8 protein-coding genes are annotated in these 16,552 nt (G+C 57.1%); 3 read left to right on the top strand and 5 right to left on the bottom strand.

All coding sequences use genetic code 11. The features are described 5' to 3' along the window. Positions 1–29: 29 nt before the first annotated feature. A complete protein-coding gene (locus ACZ9DP_RS18545; protein ID WP_476203191.1) occupies positions 30–7,535 on the bottom strand; it encodes an adhesin in 7,506 nt (2,501 codons plus the stop codon). 2,269 nt (positions 7,536–9,804) lie between these two features. On the opposite strand from ACZ9DP_RS18545, the gene ACZ9DP_RS18540 reads away from it, so the two are divergent. Then, the gene (locus ACZ9DP_RS18540) at positions 9,805–10,212 is read left to right on the top strand and encodes a hypothetical protein (protein WP_476203190.1); all 408 of its coding nucleotides are present in this window, start codon (positions 9,805–9,807) and stop codon (positions 10,210–10,212) included. A 198-nt stretch (positions 10,213–10,410) separates the two neighbouring features. Here the strand turns inward: ACZ9DP_RS18540 and ACZ9DP_RS18535 are convergent, their stop codons facing one another. Continuing rightward, positions 10,411–11,388: a phosphodiester glycosidase family protein gene (locus tag ACZ9DP_RS18535; RefSeq protein ID WP_476203189.1), complete on the bottom strand. Its 978-nt coding sequence runs from the start codon at positions 11,386–11,388 to the stop codon at positions 10,411–10,413. Between the two features lie 297 nt (positions 11,389–11,685). Beyond that, a complete protein-coding gene (locus ACZ9DP_RS18530) occupies positions 11,686–12,219 on the bottom strand; it encodes a GNAT family N-acetyltransferase (RefSeq protein ID WP_476203188.1) in 534 nt (177 codons plus the stop codon). A 685-nt stretch (positions 12,220–12,904) separates the two neighbouring features. Between ACZ9DP_RS18530 and ACZ9DP_RS18525 the strand changes: the two genes are divergently transcribed. Together ACZ9DP_RS18525 and ACZ9DP_RS18520 are read left to right on the top strand one after the other, a co-directional pair. Continuing rightward, on the top strand, positions 12,905–13,069 hold the full coding sequence (locus tag ACZ9DP_RS18525; protein WP_476203187.1) for a hypothetical protein: 165 nt from the start codon (positions 12,905–12,907) through the stop codon (positions 13,067–13,069). Between the two features lie 15 nt (positions 13,070–13,084). After that, complete coding sequence (locus ACZ9DP_RS18520; RefSeq protein ID WP_476203186.1) at positions 13,085–13,393, top strand: hypothetical protein; 309 nt, start codon at positions 13,085–13,087, stop codon at positions 13,391–13,393. 938 nt (positions 13,394–14,331) lie between these two features. Here the strand turns inward: ACZ9DP_RS18520 and ACZ9DP_RS18515 are convergent. Together ACZ9DP_RS18515 and ACZ9DP_RS18510 are read right to left on the bottom strand one after the other, a co-directional pair. Next, complete coding sequence (locus ACZ9DP_RS18515; RefSeq protein ID WP_476203185.1) at positions 14,332–15,654, bottom strand: NAD(P)/FAD-dependent oxidoreductase; 1,323 nt, start codon at positions 15,652–15,654, stop codon at positions 14,332–14,334. Positions 15,655–15,663: 9 nt separating this feature from the next. Beyond that, a complete protein-coding gene (locus ACZ9DP_RS18510) occupies positions 15,664–16,548 on the bottom strand; it encodes an ABC transporter permease (RefSeq protein WP_476203184.1) in 885 nt (294 codons plus the stop codon). Between the last annotated feature and the right edge of the window lie 4 nt (positions 16,549–16,552).

Raw genomic sequence — 16,552 nt, 5'->3', positions numbered from 1 at the left:
GTGTTGCCTGGGAGGATTGCTCCCAAGCGTCAATTCCGGTCGCCATCATGCTGCCCGATTAGCCAGCGTGGCGTCGCCGACGAGGAATTTGCCGCCGGCTTCCGTCTCATAGCTGCTGGTGCCGGTGATGGCTGAACCATCCGCAAAGGCCTGGGCACCTTCCGGCGTGTGCAGCAGATTGACCAGCTTGATCCCGGCTTCCGACATGGTCTGGAGTTCGCCCTGGTCGGTGAGGCCATTCTGGTTGGCATCGCGCCAGACGCGGAACTCGCTCCAGCGATCGTCCTGCGCATCGAGGACGTTGTCATGGTTGCTGTCGAAGACCAGCCGCAAGCCGTCGAGGTCACTGACGGAGCCGCCGTTGGCTGCTGCCTGGTCCTCGTCCACCCAGTCGCGGCGAAAGCCAGTTCGCGCGCCTGGTCAATCAGGCCGTCGGCGCCTGCTTCGCCGTTCGATGCAAGATCGATGGCCAGGAAGCCGTCGCCGGGGCCAACCCATGCTGTCGCAGCCGGCGAGCCTTCCCCGTTCCAATCGAATAGGACGGGAGAGGAGGAAAGCTCTCCTGAATCCAACGGGCGCAGATCGATATGATTGTCACCGTTCAGATCCAGTAACACTGGAGCTGCGTAAGTAACAAAATACGCTTGAGTACCTCTTTCATATCTCGAATAGGATTGCAGATTACCAGATGCATAGTATCTGTAACTTATCCAGTTTCCATAGCCGTCCTGATAGAGTGTTCTACTTTCAAGTGTTCCATTCGATCTGTAGGAATATACATCGCGTTGCCAGTCCTGATTATCCCTATAATCGTACTTTATGAACGAGCTTCGGCCATCATCAAGGTATGTCGTTTCAGACATCAGTTCGCCGTTGACATAATAATTCTTTATCTCCTCCGTGAAACTGGATTTATCTGCGGGGTCATAGGTATAAATCGTATAGTTTCCATTATCGTGGTAAGTGTTCTGGCTTGTCGTCTTTCCAGCAGCGTTCTGATAAACAATATAGTACGACCAAGTCTGCGCGTTCGTCACATCCCAAGTATAGAACTTCTTCGTTCCATCGTCGTACTTGTACACTTGATTCGTCTTTCGACCGCTTGCATCATAGGAATATTCAACGCTTGACCAATTCTGCGCGTCCGTTGGGTCATAGGAGACAGAGAACCTTGTTCCGTTATCGTTCGTCTGATCGATCGAAACACGTTGGCCCGCCGCATTGAAGTTTTGCTCGTAGGTTGACCACGTCTGCGTGTCGGTCGGATCGTAGCTGAAAACGTCCTTCGTGCCGTTATCGTTGTAGTTCGTCTGGTTCAGGAGCCGGCCGCTGCTGTCCTTGTATTGCTCGTAACGGGACCAGCCCTGGGTGTTGGCAACGTCGTAGGTGACGGTGTTGTGCGTGCCATCGTCATTGGTCTGATCGATGAAAGTAAGCTTGTCCGCCGCATTGAAGGTTTGCTTGTAGGTTGACCAGGGCTGCGCGTCGGTCGGATCGTAGCTGAAGACGTCCTTCGTGCCGTTATCATTAAAGTTCGTCTGGTTCAGCAGGCGACCGCTGCTATCCTTATATCGCTCATAGCGTGACCAGCTCTGATTGTTGGCCACGTCGTAGGTGACCGTGTTGTGCGTGCCGTCGTCGTTGGTCTGATCAACGGAGGTAAGCGCGCCAGCCGCATTGTAGTTTTGCTGGTAGGTCGACCACGTCTTCGCGTCGGTCGGGTCGAAGGTATATTGGACCTTGGTGCCGTCATCGTTGAGATTGACCTGCGACACGACTTGTCCGGCGGCATTGTATTTCTTCGTCGTCTGCGACCAGGTTGCCGCATTTGTGACGTCGAAATCGGTGATATCCGTCAAAACGCCCGTGGCGTCGAAATACCGGATCTTCTGCTGCGCGCCGGTCGCGACATGGAATGTGACTTCGGTGCGCGTGCCGTCGTCCTTGTACTGGGTCTCCAGGGTCTTCTTGCCGGCGGCGTCGAACTGTTGCTCGACCCTCATCCAGGGTTGCGTGTTCAGCGGATCGTAGAGCGTGGCGCTGGTCAGCACGCCCGCCGTCGTCCGCCGGCTGATGCTCAGCGTCTGACCGCTTGCCGCATCGAACGCCGTCGTCACCGTGCTGCCATCGGCGGCCGTGTCGATCTGCGAGGTCTTGCGGGCAGCAGTATCGAAGTTGACCTGGGTCTTGGTGCCGTTGTCGTTGACTTTGAGTTCGACGGTGACCTTCCCGGCGGCATTGTATGTCTTCGTCGTCTGCGACCAGGTTGCCGCATTCGTCACGTCGAACTCGGTGATATCCGTCAAGGCGCCCGTGGCGTCGAAATACCGGATCTTCTGCTGCGCACCGGTCGCGACATGGAAGGTCACTTCGGCGCGTGTGCCGTCGTCCTTATACTGGGTCTCCGACGCCTTCTTGCCGGCAGCGTCGAACTGCTGCTCGACCCTTATCCAGGTCTGGGCATTGAGCGGGTCATAGAAGATGGCGCTGGTGAGCAAGCCGGCTTTCGTGGTTCGGCTGACGCTCAGGGTCTGGCCGCTCGCAGCATCGAAGGTGGTGATCACCGCGCTGCCGTCGGCGGCAATGTCCGTCTGCGCGGTCTTGCGGCCAAGCCCGTCGGACGTCACACGTTTGGTCAGTGAGCCGAGGGTGTTGACGGTATCGACGACGGTTTGGGTCAGGGAGCCGCCGCTATTGAAGTCCGCTTTCGTCAGCGTGACCGAACCATCGGCATGGGTGACGGCCGTCTCGGTGTGATCGATCGTGCTGTTGTTGTCGGAATCCTTCGACAGCTTGGTGATCAGCCCGTCGGCGCTGGTCGCGATCGTGCCCCTGGCTTTGATGGTTTCGGCGGCGTCTGTTTCCGTCACTGTCGTGACGATGGAACCGTCGATCTGCACCACCGACTGCAGGGTGGTCTCGAAGATTCCGTCTCCATCGTAGTCCTGCTTGATCGTCGTCGTGCGGCCGTCGAGCGAATTGGTGGTCTCGCTTTTGGCGGCAATCGCCTGCTTCCAATAGATACCGCCCTGCGCCAGGTAAGCTGTATCACGGGCGGTGGCGTTGTTGGTGGCGACGGTCACACTTCCCCCCGTCGGATCGATGGTGACGGTTTCCACCTGATCGATGGTGCCGTCGCCATTGACGTCCTTGGAGGTGGTGATCCCCTTGCCGTCCGCGGACACCTCTACCGTCGTTTCGGCGGCAAGGGTTCCAGTTTGCATATCGATGTCGGTGGTGACGGTCGTGCGGCTGCCATCGGCGCGGATCGTATCGTCGACACTGCGTTGGCGGTCATTGTCTCCATCGCCGTCGAAGTCCCAGGTGATCGTCGTATGGCGGCCATCGGCCGAGACGGTCCGGGTCGAGCGATCACGCACGGTACCATTGCTGTTGAAGTCGGTCGTGACCGCAGTGACGATGCCGGAATTGGCGGTGACCGTCTGCTGACGCTGATCGACGATGCCGTCGCCATTGGCGTCACGGTCGATCGTGACCGTCCGCCTATCGGCGCTGGTCGACATCGTCGTCTTGTCGACAAGATGACCGCTGGCATCAGTGGTTGCCAGCGTCTCGCGGATGGCGCCGTCGGCGAGCACTTCACGCGTATCGGTGAGCGTCTGGTTGGTGAAGCCGGTCCGCTCCTCGCCCGAAGCGATAACCCTGCCGCTCACGTCAGTGGTCGTCACGGTCTTGGAGAGGAGCGTGCCATCCGCCTTGCTGCTGCTGATCGTCCGCGTCGTGGTGCCATCGGCGTTATGCACCGTCACATCGGTGGCCGTCTGACCGTAGGAACCCGAGCCCGTCAGATCCCACTGCTCGGTGATCGTGCGGCCGTTGGCGCTGGTGGTGATCAGATGACGGCTTGCAAGGGACGCGCCATTGAAGGCACTGATCGTCCGCGTGCGGGAGCCGTCGGCGTTGAGCACGGTGACATCCGTCTGGCTCTTGTCGAAGCTGCCGGTACCAGCCGTATCCCATTGGATCGAGATGGTGAGGCCATCGGCCGAGCTGTCGACAACCGTCGTGTTTTTGACGACGAGGCCGTCTGCTCTGGAAACCAGTTCCTGCACCGTCGTCGTCTTGCTGCCATTGGCATTCAGGACGGTGAAGCTGGTGGTTTCCTTGTCCACGGTGCCATTGCCATCGCTGTCGTAATCGACCGTGCGCTGCAGGCCATCTGCCGTTACAGTGATGGTCTTCGTATCCTTCACGATGCCATCGGACGCGAGATCGGCAAGCACCTGCTTGACGCTGCCATCTGCCTGTTTGGTCGTGATGGAGCGCTGGTCGACAGCACCGTCGCCGTCGAGGTCGGTGGTGACGGTGGTCGACAGCCCATGGGCGGTCACCTCGGCGATCATCCGGCTTTCCAGCGAGCCATCGGCCTCGAAATAGGAGAGCGTTTCCATCGTGCCGCCATCGGCGTTCAAAACCGTGACATCACTGCTCGAGCGAACGGTCGTGCCGGTGCCGTCGGCCCAGGTGGCCGACTTCGTCAGACCGTCGGCGCTGACACTCGTGGTCGTGCGGGAGGTCAGCACATTGCCGGCGCCGAACTCGGACACCGTGCGGGTCTGGCCGCCGTTGCTATCGAGCACTGTCGTGTCGGTTGCGACCAGGTCGAAAACGCCGTCACCATCAAGATCGGAACTCGACGTCCGGGAAAGACCGTTCGCCGCGGTGCCGACGACCGAGCGGCTGTCGAGGCTGCCGTCCGCCTTGTAGGTCTCGACCATATCGGTCATCAGGCCGGCGGCGTTGATTGCAATCGTTTCCCGGACATCAATCACGCCATTGCCGTCGAGGTCGAAGGTCTTTGTCGCCGTTCTGCTGTCGGCGCTGACATCCGTCGTTGCCGTTGCGATCTGCGTTCCGTTGGCAGCCTTGGCCGCATCGGTTGTCTGTGTCGAGCCATTGGCGTTTAGCGTGCGGGTCGAGATCTGGCTTCTGTCGACGGTGCCGTCTCCGTCCGCATCGACGTCCGTCTGGGTCGACAGGCCATTGGCGGTGACGGTCGTGATGGTGCGATTGGCAAGCGTAGTGCCACCGAGATTGGAAACAGTCCTGGTGACCGAGCCATCGCTGTTCAGCGTCGTGACCTGGATATTCTGCAGATCGATCACGCCGTCGCCATTGACGTCTTCGCTAGTCGTCGCGGCAAGACCATTACCTGATGTGACGATCGTTTGCCGGTCGAGCAGCGTACCATTGGCGGTCGACAGCGACACTGTCTCGGTGCGGCTGCCATTGGCGTTGATGACGGTCTGGTCGCTGACGATCCGGTCGGCGATGCCATCGCCGTTGACGTCGAAGGTGGACGTCGTCGTCAGAGCGTCGGCACTGACCGTGTCGATGCGGGTAGCGAGAATTGCGCCATTGGCGGCGTAGTCGGTACGGCTCGTCTCGGCATGGCCGTCGGCAAAGACCGTCCTCACCTGACGGCTGTCGATATTGCCATCGCCATCCGCGTCGATGGTGACGGTTGCCGTCTTGCGGTCGGCGCTGACAACGGTGGTCGATTGTCCCTGAAGCGTCCCATCGACGCTTTTGACGGCGACCGTTTCGGTGCGCGCACCGTCCGCGCCGAGCGTGATCGTGTCGGTGACGACCTGATCGACGCTGCCGTCGCCGTCGAGGTCGGACTGTACGGTCTGCGACAGGCTGTCGGCTGTGGTGGTCGTCACCGTTTTGCCGATAATTGCACCGTTGGCGCTCGTCGTCGTGATCGTTTCCGTGCGGCTGCCGTCGGCATTCGCGACGATCACGTCGGTGACGATGCGGTCATCAGTGCCATTGCCGTCCGCATCGACAGACGTGGTCTTCGACAGGCCATCGGCGGTGGATACTGCCACGGTCCTGGTGATCAGCGAGCCATCGGCATTGAATGTGTTTGTCGTCCTCGTCGTCGTGCCGTCGAATCCGACAGTGATGCTGGTCAGGCTGTCGGTTGCGCCATCGCCATTGGCATCGGCGGAAATGGTAATCGCCTTGTGGTCGCCGCTGGTCGTCGTCACGGTCTTCGCAAGCAACGCGCCGTCGGCGCTCACCTGCTGGACGGTCTGGGTGCGTGAACCGTCGCCGCCCATCACCGTGATGTCACTGTCGAACAGATCGACGACGCCGTCGCCGGTCACGTCAGACGACACCGTTTTCGACAAGCCATTGACGCTGGTAACCGATGTGGTCTCGCCGCGCAACGAATTGTCGCCGTTGGAGACCGTCGTATGGGCCGTGATATCGCCGGAGGCAACCGTTGTCTCTGTCTCAGTGCGGGTATCGACCGTGCCGTTGCCGTCGGCATCGTTCGACACCGTCTTCGTCTTGTTGTCGGTGCTGATGAGCGTCATCGTGCTGGCGAGCAGCGTGCCGTCCCGGCCGCGATCGCCCACCGTCTTGGTGCGGCTGCCATCGGCGGCAACGACGGTGGTCTCCGAGACGATCTCGTCAATCATGCCGTCGCCGTTGAGATCGATCGTGCTGGTCTTGATGAGGCCATCGGCACTGGCTTCGATGACGACCTCGGTCAATACCGTGCCGTCGACGCTGAGCGATTGCGTCGTCGTGGTCGACGAGCCGTCGGGGTGCTTGACGAAGGTCTGGCGCTCGTCGGCGGCACCGTCGCCGTCATGGTCGAGCGCCGTCGTAATGGTCAGCTTGTCGGCGCTGGTGACGGTCGTGGCGCGGTCGCCCAGCGAGCCGTCGGCGTTGACGTTCGACACTGTCTTCGTTCGGACGCCACTGGCGTCTACGGCCAGAACCGTGCTCTGCGACCGGTCGAAGGTGCCGTTGCCGTCGTCGTCGAATTGCGTCTGCACGGTATTGCCGTCGGCGCTGGTGGTGGCCAGGTTGCGGAAGGCGAGGCTACCATCGGGATTGTAGGCGAGGATATCCTTAACGACCGAGCCATCGGCATTGGTCGTGCTCGTTGTCTGGATGATATACTTGCTGCCGTCGGCCGCAAGAACAGAGTCGCCGACTGTTCCGGTCGTGCCGTCGGCGCGGGTGAACGTCGTCGTTCCGGTGATCGCCGAGCCGTCGGCAAAGCTCTGGCCGCTGCCGGTCGGCGTCAGGTCGATCGAGGTGATGCCAAGGCTATCGAGCGAAACCAATTGGCCATTGAGTTCGACCTTGAACTCCGACCAGCGGGCATCACCGGCATCGAGCTTGCCGTTACCGTTGCTATCGAAGACCTGCTTCAGCGCCTCGAGGTCGGTCGTGGCCGAGCTATCCCATTCGGTGAAGGCGAATTCGCTGGAGCGGCTGATCTTGCCGTCGCCGTCCGCGTCGAGAACCAGGACGCCGGTGCCCTGCCCCGCCCAAGCCGTCCGGCTCTGATAGCCACTGCCGTCAAGGTCGAGGAACTTCGAGGACGAAGAGAGATCGTCGACGTTCAGGCCGTTGCCGGAAATGTCGAGCAGAACGGGTTTTCCACTTGACCCAGACGACCTCCCAGAGTTCCCGCTGTAGCCGTCAACTCGTTCGTAGCCGTCAAAAGCTGCAATCCCGTGTCGCTCGAAAGACCCATTAACCATCTCGCCGTACGAAGCGTCGCCGCTGTGGTAGCCTCTGGAAGTCTTACGACCACCAGAGGAGCCGGTGCCACCCGATGAACTCGGTCCGCCGCTGGGCGAGGATCTATAATGCGCGCCGCTGGAATAGTCGCCCCTCGGGTTGCCCTCGCCGCTCTCGTACTGGTAGCCGCCTCGTCCCGACCCTGAAAAACTGCCGCTGCCTCCGAAGGAAGGTTGCACATTCGGTGTCGGAGCCGGGGTAGGCGTGATCGGCGTGATTGTGGCAGATACGCCGGGAATAAGAGGCGTGACTGTGGGGATCGGTGCGAATGGCTGAGGTGTAAAAACTGTCGGATTGGTGATTTCGCTTATCGGTGTTGCGGGTACGATATCGGAAAGGGAAGGAGGCAATTCGGGGCGCGTGCTTGCGTTGAGTTCGGAAGGCGTATCATAACCTGTCTGAGGACCGGTGTACCCGCCGTACGTCGCAGAAGACAAATCAGCCTGCGTAACGATCAAGTCTCGATTGACGAGGTGTTGTGCGCCCCCATCTCCATTCGGGTTATATGTAAAAGCACCGCCGGTTTCGGCAGCGACATTGAGTCTCTGGTCAATAGTGGTCGAAAGTCTTTTAGGTCCAATCTTATAGTATGTAACAAGTAAGGCCTCTTGCTGAGCGGGCGTCAACTGTTGCCAAGCTATATCGGATTTTCCGCGAAAGAAATTTTCTCCCTGCTTCAAATAAGCGGCCGCAATTTCGTAACTGGCGACGGGGTTGTCAAAGTTGAGAAGGTCCGTAACCAGGCTGTCGTAGCGTCCGTAGTAGCGGGCCAGCCCTGAAAGATCCTGTCCTGTCCTGACCTTTTCTGAATATGCCGATTGGACCAGCTCTATAGCTGTAGAAATCCGAATATTGCCCGGCCCAATGTCTGTAGCAGCGGGATTGAATAGCTTATACGAGGCGCTACTAACATTAACTCCACTTTTTAAGTCGAGTTGATATTGAAGATAATAGCCTTCGATATCGGAACTACTTGTATTCCGCCATGACGCGAGCTGATCCGTTACAGTTTGGTAAAAAGGTCCGCGCCCATCCAAAACACTGTAAGCATACCTTGCGTCGTACTCGTTCGCCACTGCGCCGATAATCGCATACTTAGAAATACCAAAGCGAGAAGCGAACTGGTCTGCTAGCGCGCCGGTCTTAAAGATATAAGTGCCGGTTGCCCCAAGGAAAATCGAGGTAGATTCAGCCATAATGTTCCCCAATGATTATCAAAGGCCGTAGAGCCGATTGTTCCAAAGCAAAACCAGATAAATTATTGCCACGATGCCGTATGTGGACAAGAAACTATATGCGAGTATCAATATGTGGGCTACGCGATGAATTCTGAAAAAGCTTCGATAGAATAATGTTGAAGCTAAAAAAAATACGGAATGTCCCCATATCAAAAATATAAACAAAACATCCTTCAGAAAAGAAGTTAATTCTGGATATTCATAACTATCATCAAATATGTGAATTACCTGCGAATCGTAATACATAACGGAGGATAAAACGAACATCACACCAATTATTGTTAATTGGGCAACCGAAATTATGTGGAGTATATTTTCAGGCCATCTGTTGTTGAGATTCATTGCAGTCGTCAAGTACTATGCCTCCAGCGTCGGCGTCGACAACAGAAAAAAGAGATTGTCGAACATTGAGCCGATTATGGCCCCACAGCCGTCGCGAAGAGATAGGCGTAAATCAGCGTCATAGTCTACGACCTTTCCGAGTAATTCTAATTTAGCGATCATACCGTTACAACTTTGCCACAAAATACAATCAAAGGATGATTTATACCCAACGGAGGTTGCCTGACCTTTCGATTTCATTCATCTTTTGAGGTGCCTCTATGCTTCCTGTTTGGAAAAACATGAACTGCACCTCAACTTCAAACCGGGAAAATACTGGGAGTGAAGCGGTCCGTGTGGATCTGCACCAGTATTGGCTAAATTCTGCTGCGGTTTGCCGTCACCCTCATTAACCGGACCCCGGCTCAACATTGTTGCTCGGTGTCTTAGAAGAGTGGATTAAGCTGCGGCGAGCTATCGGCGGACGGATGCACCAGTTTTCGTTCTTGCTTAAGACGAAAATACATTGCACAGCATGGAAAAACGAATGTTAAGGTGGAGCAATAGTGTGCTTAGGGCGTTCAGACGTGTTTCTTTGATCTCAATCGCGATGGGTCTGTCGGTGCTAACTTGCGCGGCAGCAGACCTCCCCCCGGCTTGGCGCAAGACGATGACAAACCACCCGTCCACCAACCACGACCTTGCCGAAGCCTCAAAGCCACTGCCGAACAAAGACGCTGAAACGCTGCGAATATTCAAATTGTCGTTGGTTCTGGGCAACATGTGCGACGGTGCCAGTATAGATAGGCAGGTGGGCGGAGCTTACATGGCGCAGGCAGGCTACTCCAAGATCGTCGGCAAAGCTTACAATGAAGCCGCATTCCTCGCCGACGACCGGTTCAGATATTTCAATTATCGATCGCTCGCGCATCTTTGCGCCGGTAGCGATTATCTGTTTGGTCCTGGCGGGCATCTGATTCCCGGCCTAATCAAAGGCAGCAAAGGCGAACCCAAAGGATCATATGATCCTGATAACCCCTACGTTCGTTTGCCGCCGTTAGCGAAGTCGCCGGGTTGAATCATCGGCGCTCCAGTAAATCGGGACTTGGTCGAAACACAGCAATGTCTGCCTCTTGCGGGTGAAGGTACATCAAGCCATCTCGAAGGAAAGACGCCTCAAGGTCTTGCCCCGAACGCCGGGCCTGGCGTTTCAATTTCAAAAATAGAGTCGGTGGAGACGGCTCATCTTCGGCTTTCAGTTTTCAGGGTTCCTCGCTTATTTCCGTTCGACAGTTAAGACCACTGGCATGGCCCAGGTAGCCTGAGAAATAGGCCACCGCAACAAACTGACATTGTCGTCGTCCACCTGCGCCTCCCATCTCGCATAAAATTTTTGTTTGTAGCCATTTAGCCGGACGCTCCGACATGCGATAGGACCACCGTCGAGATTTAGGGCGACCTTGAGATTCAGCGGCGACGTCTTAAGAAACGCTGCCAATCGGTCGAGAGAAAAAAACGCTTCCTTTGTCGTACCGATCACAATGCGTCCCAAGCCGTCCTTGGCGACAAAGGTACGATTGGCCAGCCAGCGACTTTTCACATTCACATGGGTCTGTCCATCATCGCCGATCAGGAGCGGATAGGAAACCATAGCGTTTGCCGCGCCGACAAAGGCGCCCTGCCAATCTTGATAGGTCAGATCGCGAATATCGGCAGCGTCTTTGCTAGCAACGAAGGCCCCGGCCTTTGCATCATACTGCTGTGGGCCCATCGCAACGCCTTCACCGATGAACGGGGTATCAGGCCTGCCATGCTTATCGTAGTAGCTGCCATTGACTATCAGCACGGCCTTGGGCAATGCGTGCTCCCATTCATCAACACCCATGTCACCCATCGGCGCATTGCGAGTGACGAAGCGAAAGCGCGTCGGGTCAATCCTGCTAAGAAATATCCGGTCGACTTCGCGCCCGTCTGCAAGAACCGGTAACTCCGCCACCTCGAAGCCTGTCTCTGGCTCTTGCCAAGCCAGCGGCCCGGCCAGAACGGGTGGGATCGCGGCGTTCAACGCCAATTGCATGGAGGCAGACAGGCGTTCGTCGTCAGGCTTCACATTGATCCAATAGGTTCCGCCGCGCCGCAATATAGTGTTGAAACCGTAAGCCCCCGCCACTTCCCAGAGCCAGGCGGCACTGACGACAATCACAATTATCAAAGCTGCGGTTAGTCCAAACAGGACCTTTCGAATTGCTGACACTAAAGTCTCTGTGGGCAAACAAGTTGGAATCGGATCGCGGCACGCTGCGTCACATCAAATGCAGTTTCAAGTAAGGTTTTTTTACGGTCAGGACCCCGCCGGGAACCCGGTCTTGTGTGCCCCCGTCAGCTATTCCATCAGTTGAGTTTAAATTCGCGCCATCACTCGGTTATCGCGGTCTGTCCATCACCGCCTAACGCTTGGGAGAGCCTGTGACGATCTACGATCGTGGACGGCAATCCTCCGGAATGCCTATTGGCGAATGCTGGCACTCATTTGCCGTGATCAATTTCTTCATCACACGACATAGGCGCCTCCGACGAACTGAGCGCCTGCGGCTTTCATCAATCGATCCGTTGCCTCGATGTTCGAACCTGTTGTCACATGAATAAAAGAATGGCTGGCATTCAGCGACGCGGCCCATTGGCGTACCGCGCCAACAAGTGCCAAAAAGACCTTTGCCCGCCGAACGGGTCCAAGGGAAAGGTCGACCGCAATGACATGCACGGTGACGAAGAGTGGACCTTCGGAAAGAATATACGAATCCGCAACTGCCCAAGCTACCCCTACCGGCTTCCCGGCCCACTCCACCATGGGCGCAATCATCCTCGACGGCCGTGAAAATATTAGGCTGTAGTGTTGGTTCAGCTTCCAGTCCGAAAAAGGCTGATCTCGAAAAACGGTCGTTGCATGATGCTGCCTGAGGATTTCACGAATTGCCACCGTATCGCGCGGCTCCAGGACCCTAACACTTAATCCCGAGCGGCTTTTTGGCAGCGACGTAGGCGCGCTGTCGTGATCTAAATCGGCTGTAATTGAAAAGCTATCCATGAAGCCCGCCTAATCTCGTTGCTCTGTGCTACCCTATCATCGCTTGAACGATGACGCTTGGTCAGAAAATGTTCACGCTTAACTTATGCAGTCAATGTAACCGTCCATCACCGCGAACTTATCCGGATTATATTGCGATATCGGCATCCATAATAGCGGAAGCGCTGCGTCGATCTTTCTTCGGCGCCAATTGTCGGATTGCGCCGAGTGCTTCATTGTCCCTTTGGATGATCAGTCCAGTGGCATGCAGGTCTGTAGCCGCAGCGAAGTGAGAATTCGCTACGAGTTCCACTTGATGCAGCTTCTGCGCGCGTCGACACGGCAGCCTACGCTCCTCGACCGCGCGATCGGCAAAACATCTTGCTAAAAAAATAACCTAGGGTTAACGAATCCTTGCCAACAGACGCCAAAATCTAATACTTCGGCCTGTTTTTGAGGAACTTCGCAGCGTCCTCTTTCGTCCGGTCGTCGTAGATCTTCAGCACATATGTCTCGGATCTCCTGGGGGCCAACGGTTCTGGCATGCTCCAGCAAACGAACAAAATCGCCCTCGGCCTCTTTCGTTGTCCAAATTCGTCGAGACTCCATAAAACCCCTCCAAGGCCTCAGCCGGTAAACTTTTAGCAGGCGTCGACGCCGTAGCGTACTCCCGTTTCGCAACTGGTCCCATATCGACGAGGTGCTCGTGCTGCTTGCGGACGGAGAACTAAAGCAGGTCGTCTACCAGCCGGAATATCTCTTTGAAGGAATCCTTCTTTCGACGGGAGAGGTTCGCACCAAGAAGAAGGTGCCTTATCCGGGTTGGATGCATCCCGACGAAGTCGCAGCACGCCTCGACATCAACCACTAAGAGGCGGCCGCGTTGATGCGGAGAGGGATTATCCAATCGGAATACGTCAACTACCGGTTCGGCACGGCGATTGTGACGACGGAGGAGGAGATCGATAAGTTCGACCGGCGCTACATCTCTGTCGCTGCTGTTGCCAAAGTGAAGGGCAAGCCGCCGGCGGATGTGGTTCGGAAGCTCGGAAAAATCCGGCATCCCTCCGGCGATCAAAAACCTCAGTGGTCGACCACTTCTTTACAGTCGGCACGATCTCTGAAAATTCGGCTTGACGCCACCTGCCAAACCCGCCCTCACTGGCGGGTTTTTCTTTGCCTGGTTGTCACCTAGCCTCGATAAGCGGGGCAAAAACGAAATTAGTAGAATCAATGAGTTACAAGGAGCTTGGGGACATTGTCAGCGCGCCGGATCATTTCCGATGTGAGAATGGTTTCTTAATCGGCGATTATTTCATCAGGTGGTCCGCATTTAACAGAACTCGGATCGGTTGACGTTGCTTCTTTTGCGGGCATTAGTCCATCGGGTCTACGCTGCTCGCGATTCAATTTAAGTCAGACATCTACATCGGCCTTCGTTTTGCGGGCTTTTCATATTGCGCGCATCGAGCGCGGGCGCAGCGTCCGGTTCGATTTCGGCGAAGCATTGTGGACCAGCCCCGCGCACTGCAGCAAGTCGCTTATTGCAAAGCTCGCTCTTGCAACGGAGAGCCTGGGCGTCAATCCGGTCCCTGTCCCGTCAGGCGGCGGCCACGACGCCGCGGTTTTCTGCGAGGCTAGCATACCCTCCGATATTCATCCGCAATAGAAACGGGTCACATCGTGCGGTGGGTTACTTCCTGCTCGGCAACGCTGCACGGCAGTTTACCGACGCTACTATGCCGAAGCTTTGCAAGTCGATGTTGCTGATCGCGAGCTTGCTAAATTGCAATCCTATGCCTCGCAACTCGATGGAGCTTTCTCTACTCCGGATGCACAGAAGCGGCGTTCCGCCCTTTCAATCATCGCCCAGACGCAAGCCGCTGAATCGGCGTAACGAGACGACTAAGGATTCGGCGAGAAGTTCAGCGTTATGGCTGGCTACGCACGATTTTGAAGGTCAGCTGCGTAGTACAGCGCTGGGTCGGACACCGGGATTTTGACACCCGCGAGATCTGCCATCTCGATCAAGGCTCCAAGGGCCGCCATTAATTCCAGGGGCGCGCACAGGCAGACGGCCAGTAATTCGCCCTCAAATTGCCACTGCGCAAGCGGCTTGGCTCATGGTCCACATCAGGCGTGCGGAGGGAGTGGTACGCCTGCGAGTTTGGCCTTGATCCAGTCTGAGACGCGATAGTAGCGCAGCATCAGTTGCGGACCGTAGTTCATATAGAAGGGCGCGACGGTCAACGGCTCAAGCTTCAGCGCCAGGTCCTGCGTGGGCACGCCTTTTGCCCATTCCGAAAGAATGCCGCCCAGCATACTGCCGGTGGGCACGCCGCGGCCGGAAAGGCCAGTGAGAGCCACGACACCAGGCGCCAGGTCATAGAGACGCGGGACGGTTTGGTATTGCATATCCAACTCACCAAACCAGAAATATTCCCAGCGGATATCCTGTTTGATCTGCGGGTGCAGCCATTTCAGCCGGTCGCTCATGACGGTGCGGGTATAATCCACGTCGCGGCCGCGCCGGCCTATGGGAAACATCGAGGCGACGATCCGCCCCTCGGCATTGTATTTGTAGACAAAGATATCGCCGCGTCCATCATGAATGGTCGTATTCTGCGGTAGGACCGACCTGCGCTCCTCATCGGAAAGCGGCTGTGTCGCCGCGACAAATACCTTCTGGATCTTGAATGTCTGGTCAAGCTTCGGCCAGCCGCCGACCGTGTATGCGCCGGTCGCAAAAATCACCTTATCGGCCAAGACCTTGCCCCTGTCCGTGCTGATCACCCAACCGCTGCCTTGCCGTTGGCATCCGGTGACGGGCGAATTCGTGTGGATTACGCCTCCCTCCTGGATCACCGCACGGGCAAGGCCGCGAGAATAACCGAGCGGGTTGAGATGCCCTGCTTCTTCATGCATCCAACCGCCATAAAAGCGGTGGCTACCCGTTACCGCTTCGACTTCGTCTCGATCAAGAACTCGCGTTCGAGCGCCCACGGCGTTATAGGTCCGAACCTTCTCCTCGATCGTCTTCATCATGGCGGGATAGGAAGCCCCCATGACGTAGCCATTCTGCTGCCACTCGCACTGAATCTGGTAGCGCTTTATCATATCGGAAACGCGATCGTTGGCGCGGGTTTGGCGGACTATCAATCGTTCGGCCCAGGGCTCGCCGAGCATCTTGCGCAATTCCGGCAGGCTGTAATGGGTAAAGGTCGGGGTGCAATGTCCGGCATTGCGACCGGATCCCCCAAAGCCGATCTCTTCCCTTTCCAGAAGCACGACACGAAAGCCATCCTGGGCAAGTTCCAGTGCCGTCGTCAGCCCGGTATAACCACCACCGACGATGCAAACATCCGCGTCGACCGTGCCTTGCAGCCTCGTCGTGTCGGGAGCTGGCGTGGCGGTCGCATACCACAATGTCGTCTTGAAAGGAGAAAACGTGCGCATCGCCTCCTCTCAGCTAAGATCGCTGCGGGCGTCGAGCGCGTCACGCAGGCCGTCGCCGATAAAGTTGAAGCTGGTGACGGCAAGCGTAATGGCAACGCCGGGCACGATCGCCAGCCATGGCGCCCTGTCGAGATATTGCTGCGCGCCGTTCAGCATGTTGCCCCAGCTTGGTAGCGGTGGCTGTATGCCATAGCCGAGGAAGCTGACATAGGCTTCAAGCAGGATTGCACGGGCGACCGTCAGGGTTGCTGCGACGATGATCGGGCCAATGGCATTGGGCAGCAGTTCGCGGAACATGATCCAGCTGTTGGAAAGGCCGAGCATACGCGCCGCCAGCACGAAGTCGCGCTCGCGCAACGAGCGCACCTCTGCCTCGACGATGCGGGAAATCTCCATCCAGCTCGTCACCGCGATGATGACCGTGATCATGAAAGGGCTCGGCTTGATGAAGGCCGCCAGCGCCAGAAGCAGAAAGATACTGGGAAAGGACAGGAAGGCGTCGACGAAGCGCATTAGCGCTGCGCCGACGCGTCCACCATAGTAGCCTGCACAGACGCCGATGACAGTACCGATCAAGGTGCTGAGCAACATCGCAAAGAAACCGACTAACAGCGAAATACGGCCGGCCATGAACAGGCGCGCTGCGATATCGCGGCCCAGCGGATCGGTGCCGAAAATATGGTAGCCTGTCAGGGGCGGCGCAAAGCGGGCGCGCAGATCGATGTAGAGCTCGTCGTAGGGAAGGATAGAGGGACCGACAATGCAGGCGAGCCCCAAAACGGTAATCATCAGCAGTCCGAGCATCGCTAGCCGGTGACGGGCGAACCGGCGGAAGGTCCGGCTTTGCCACCAATGCGCTTTCGCAGAGCGGGAAATGGATAGGGTTGCTGACATAGTT

It is taken from the genome of Rhizobium sp. USDA 4016 (assembly GCF_056279705.1).
Note: the sequence above shows the minus strand (reverse complement) of the source record. Positions and strands in the feature narration are given on the sequence as shown.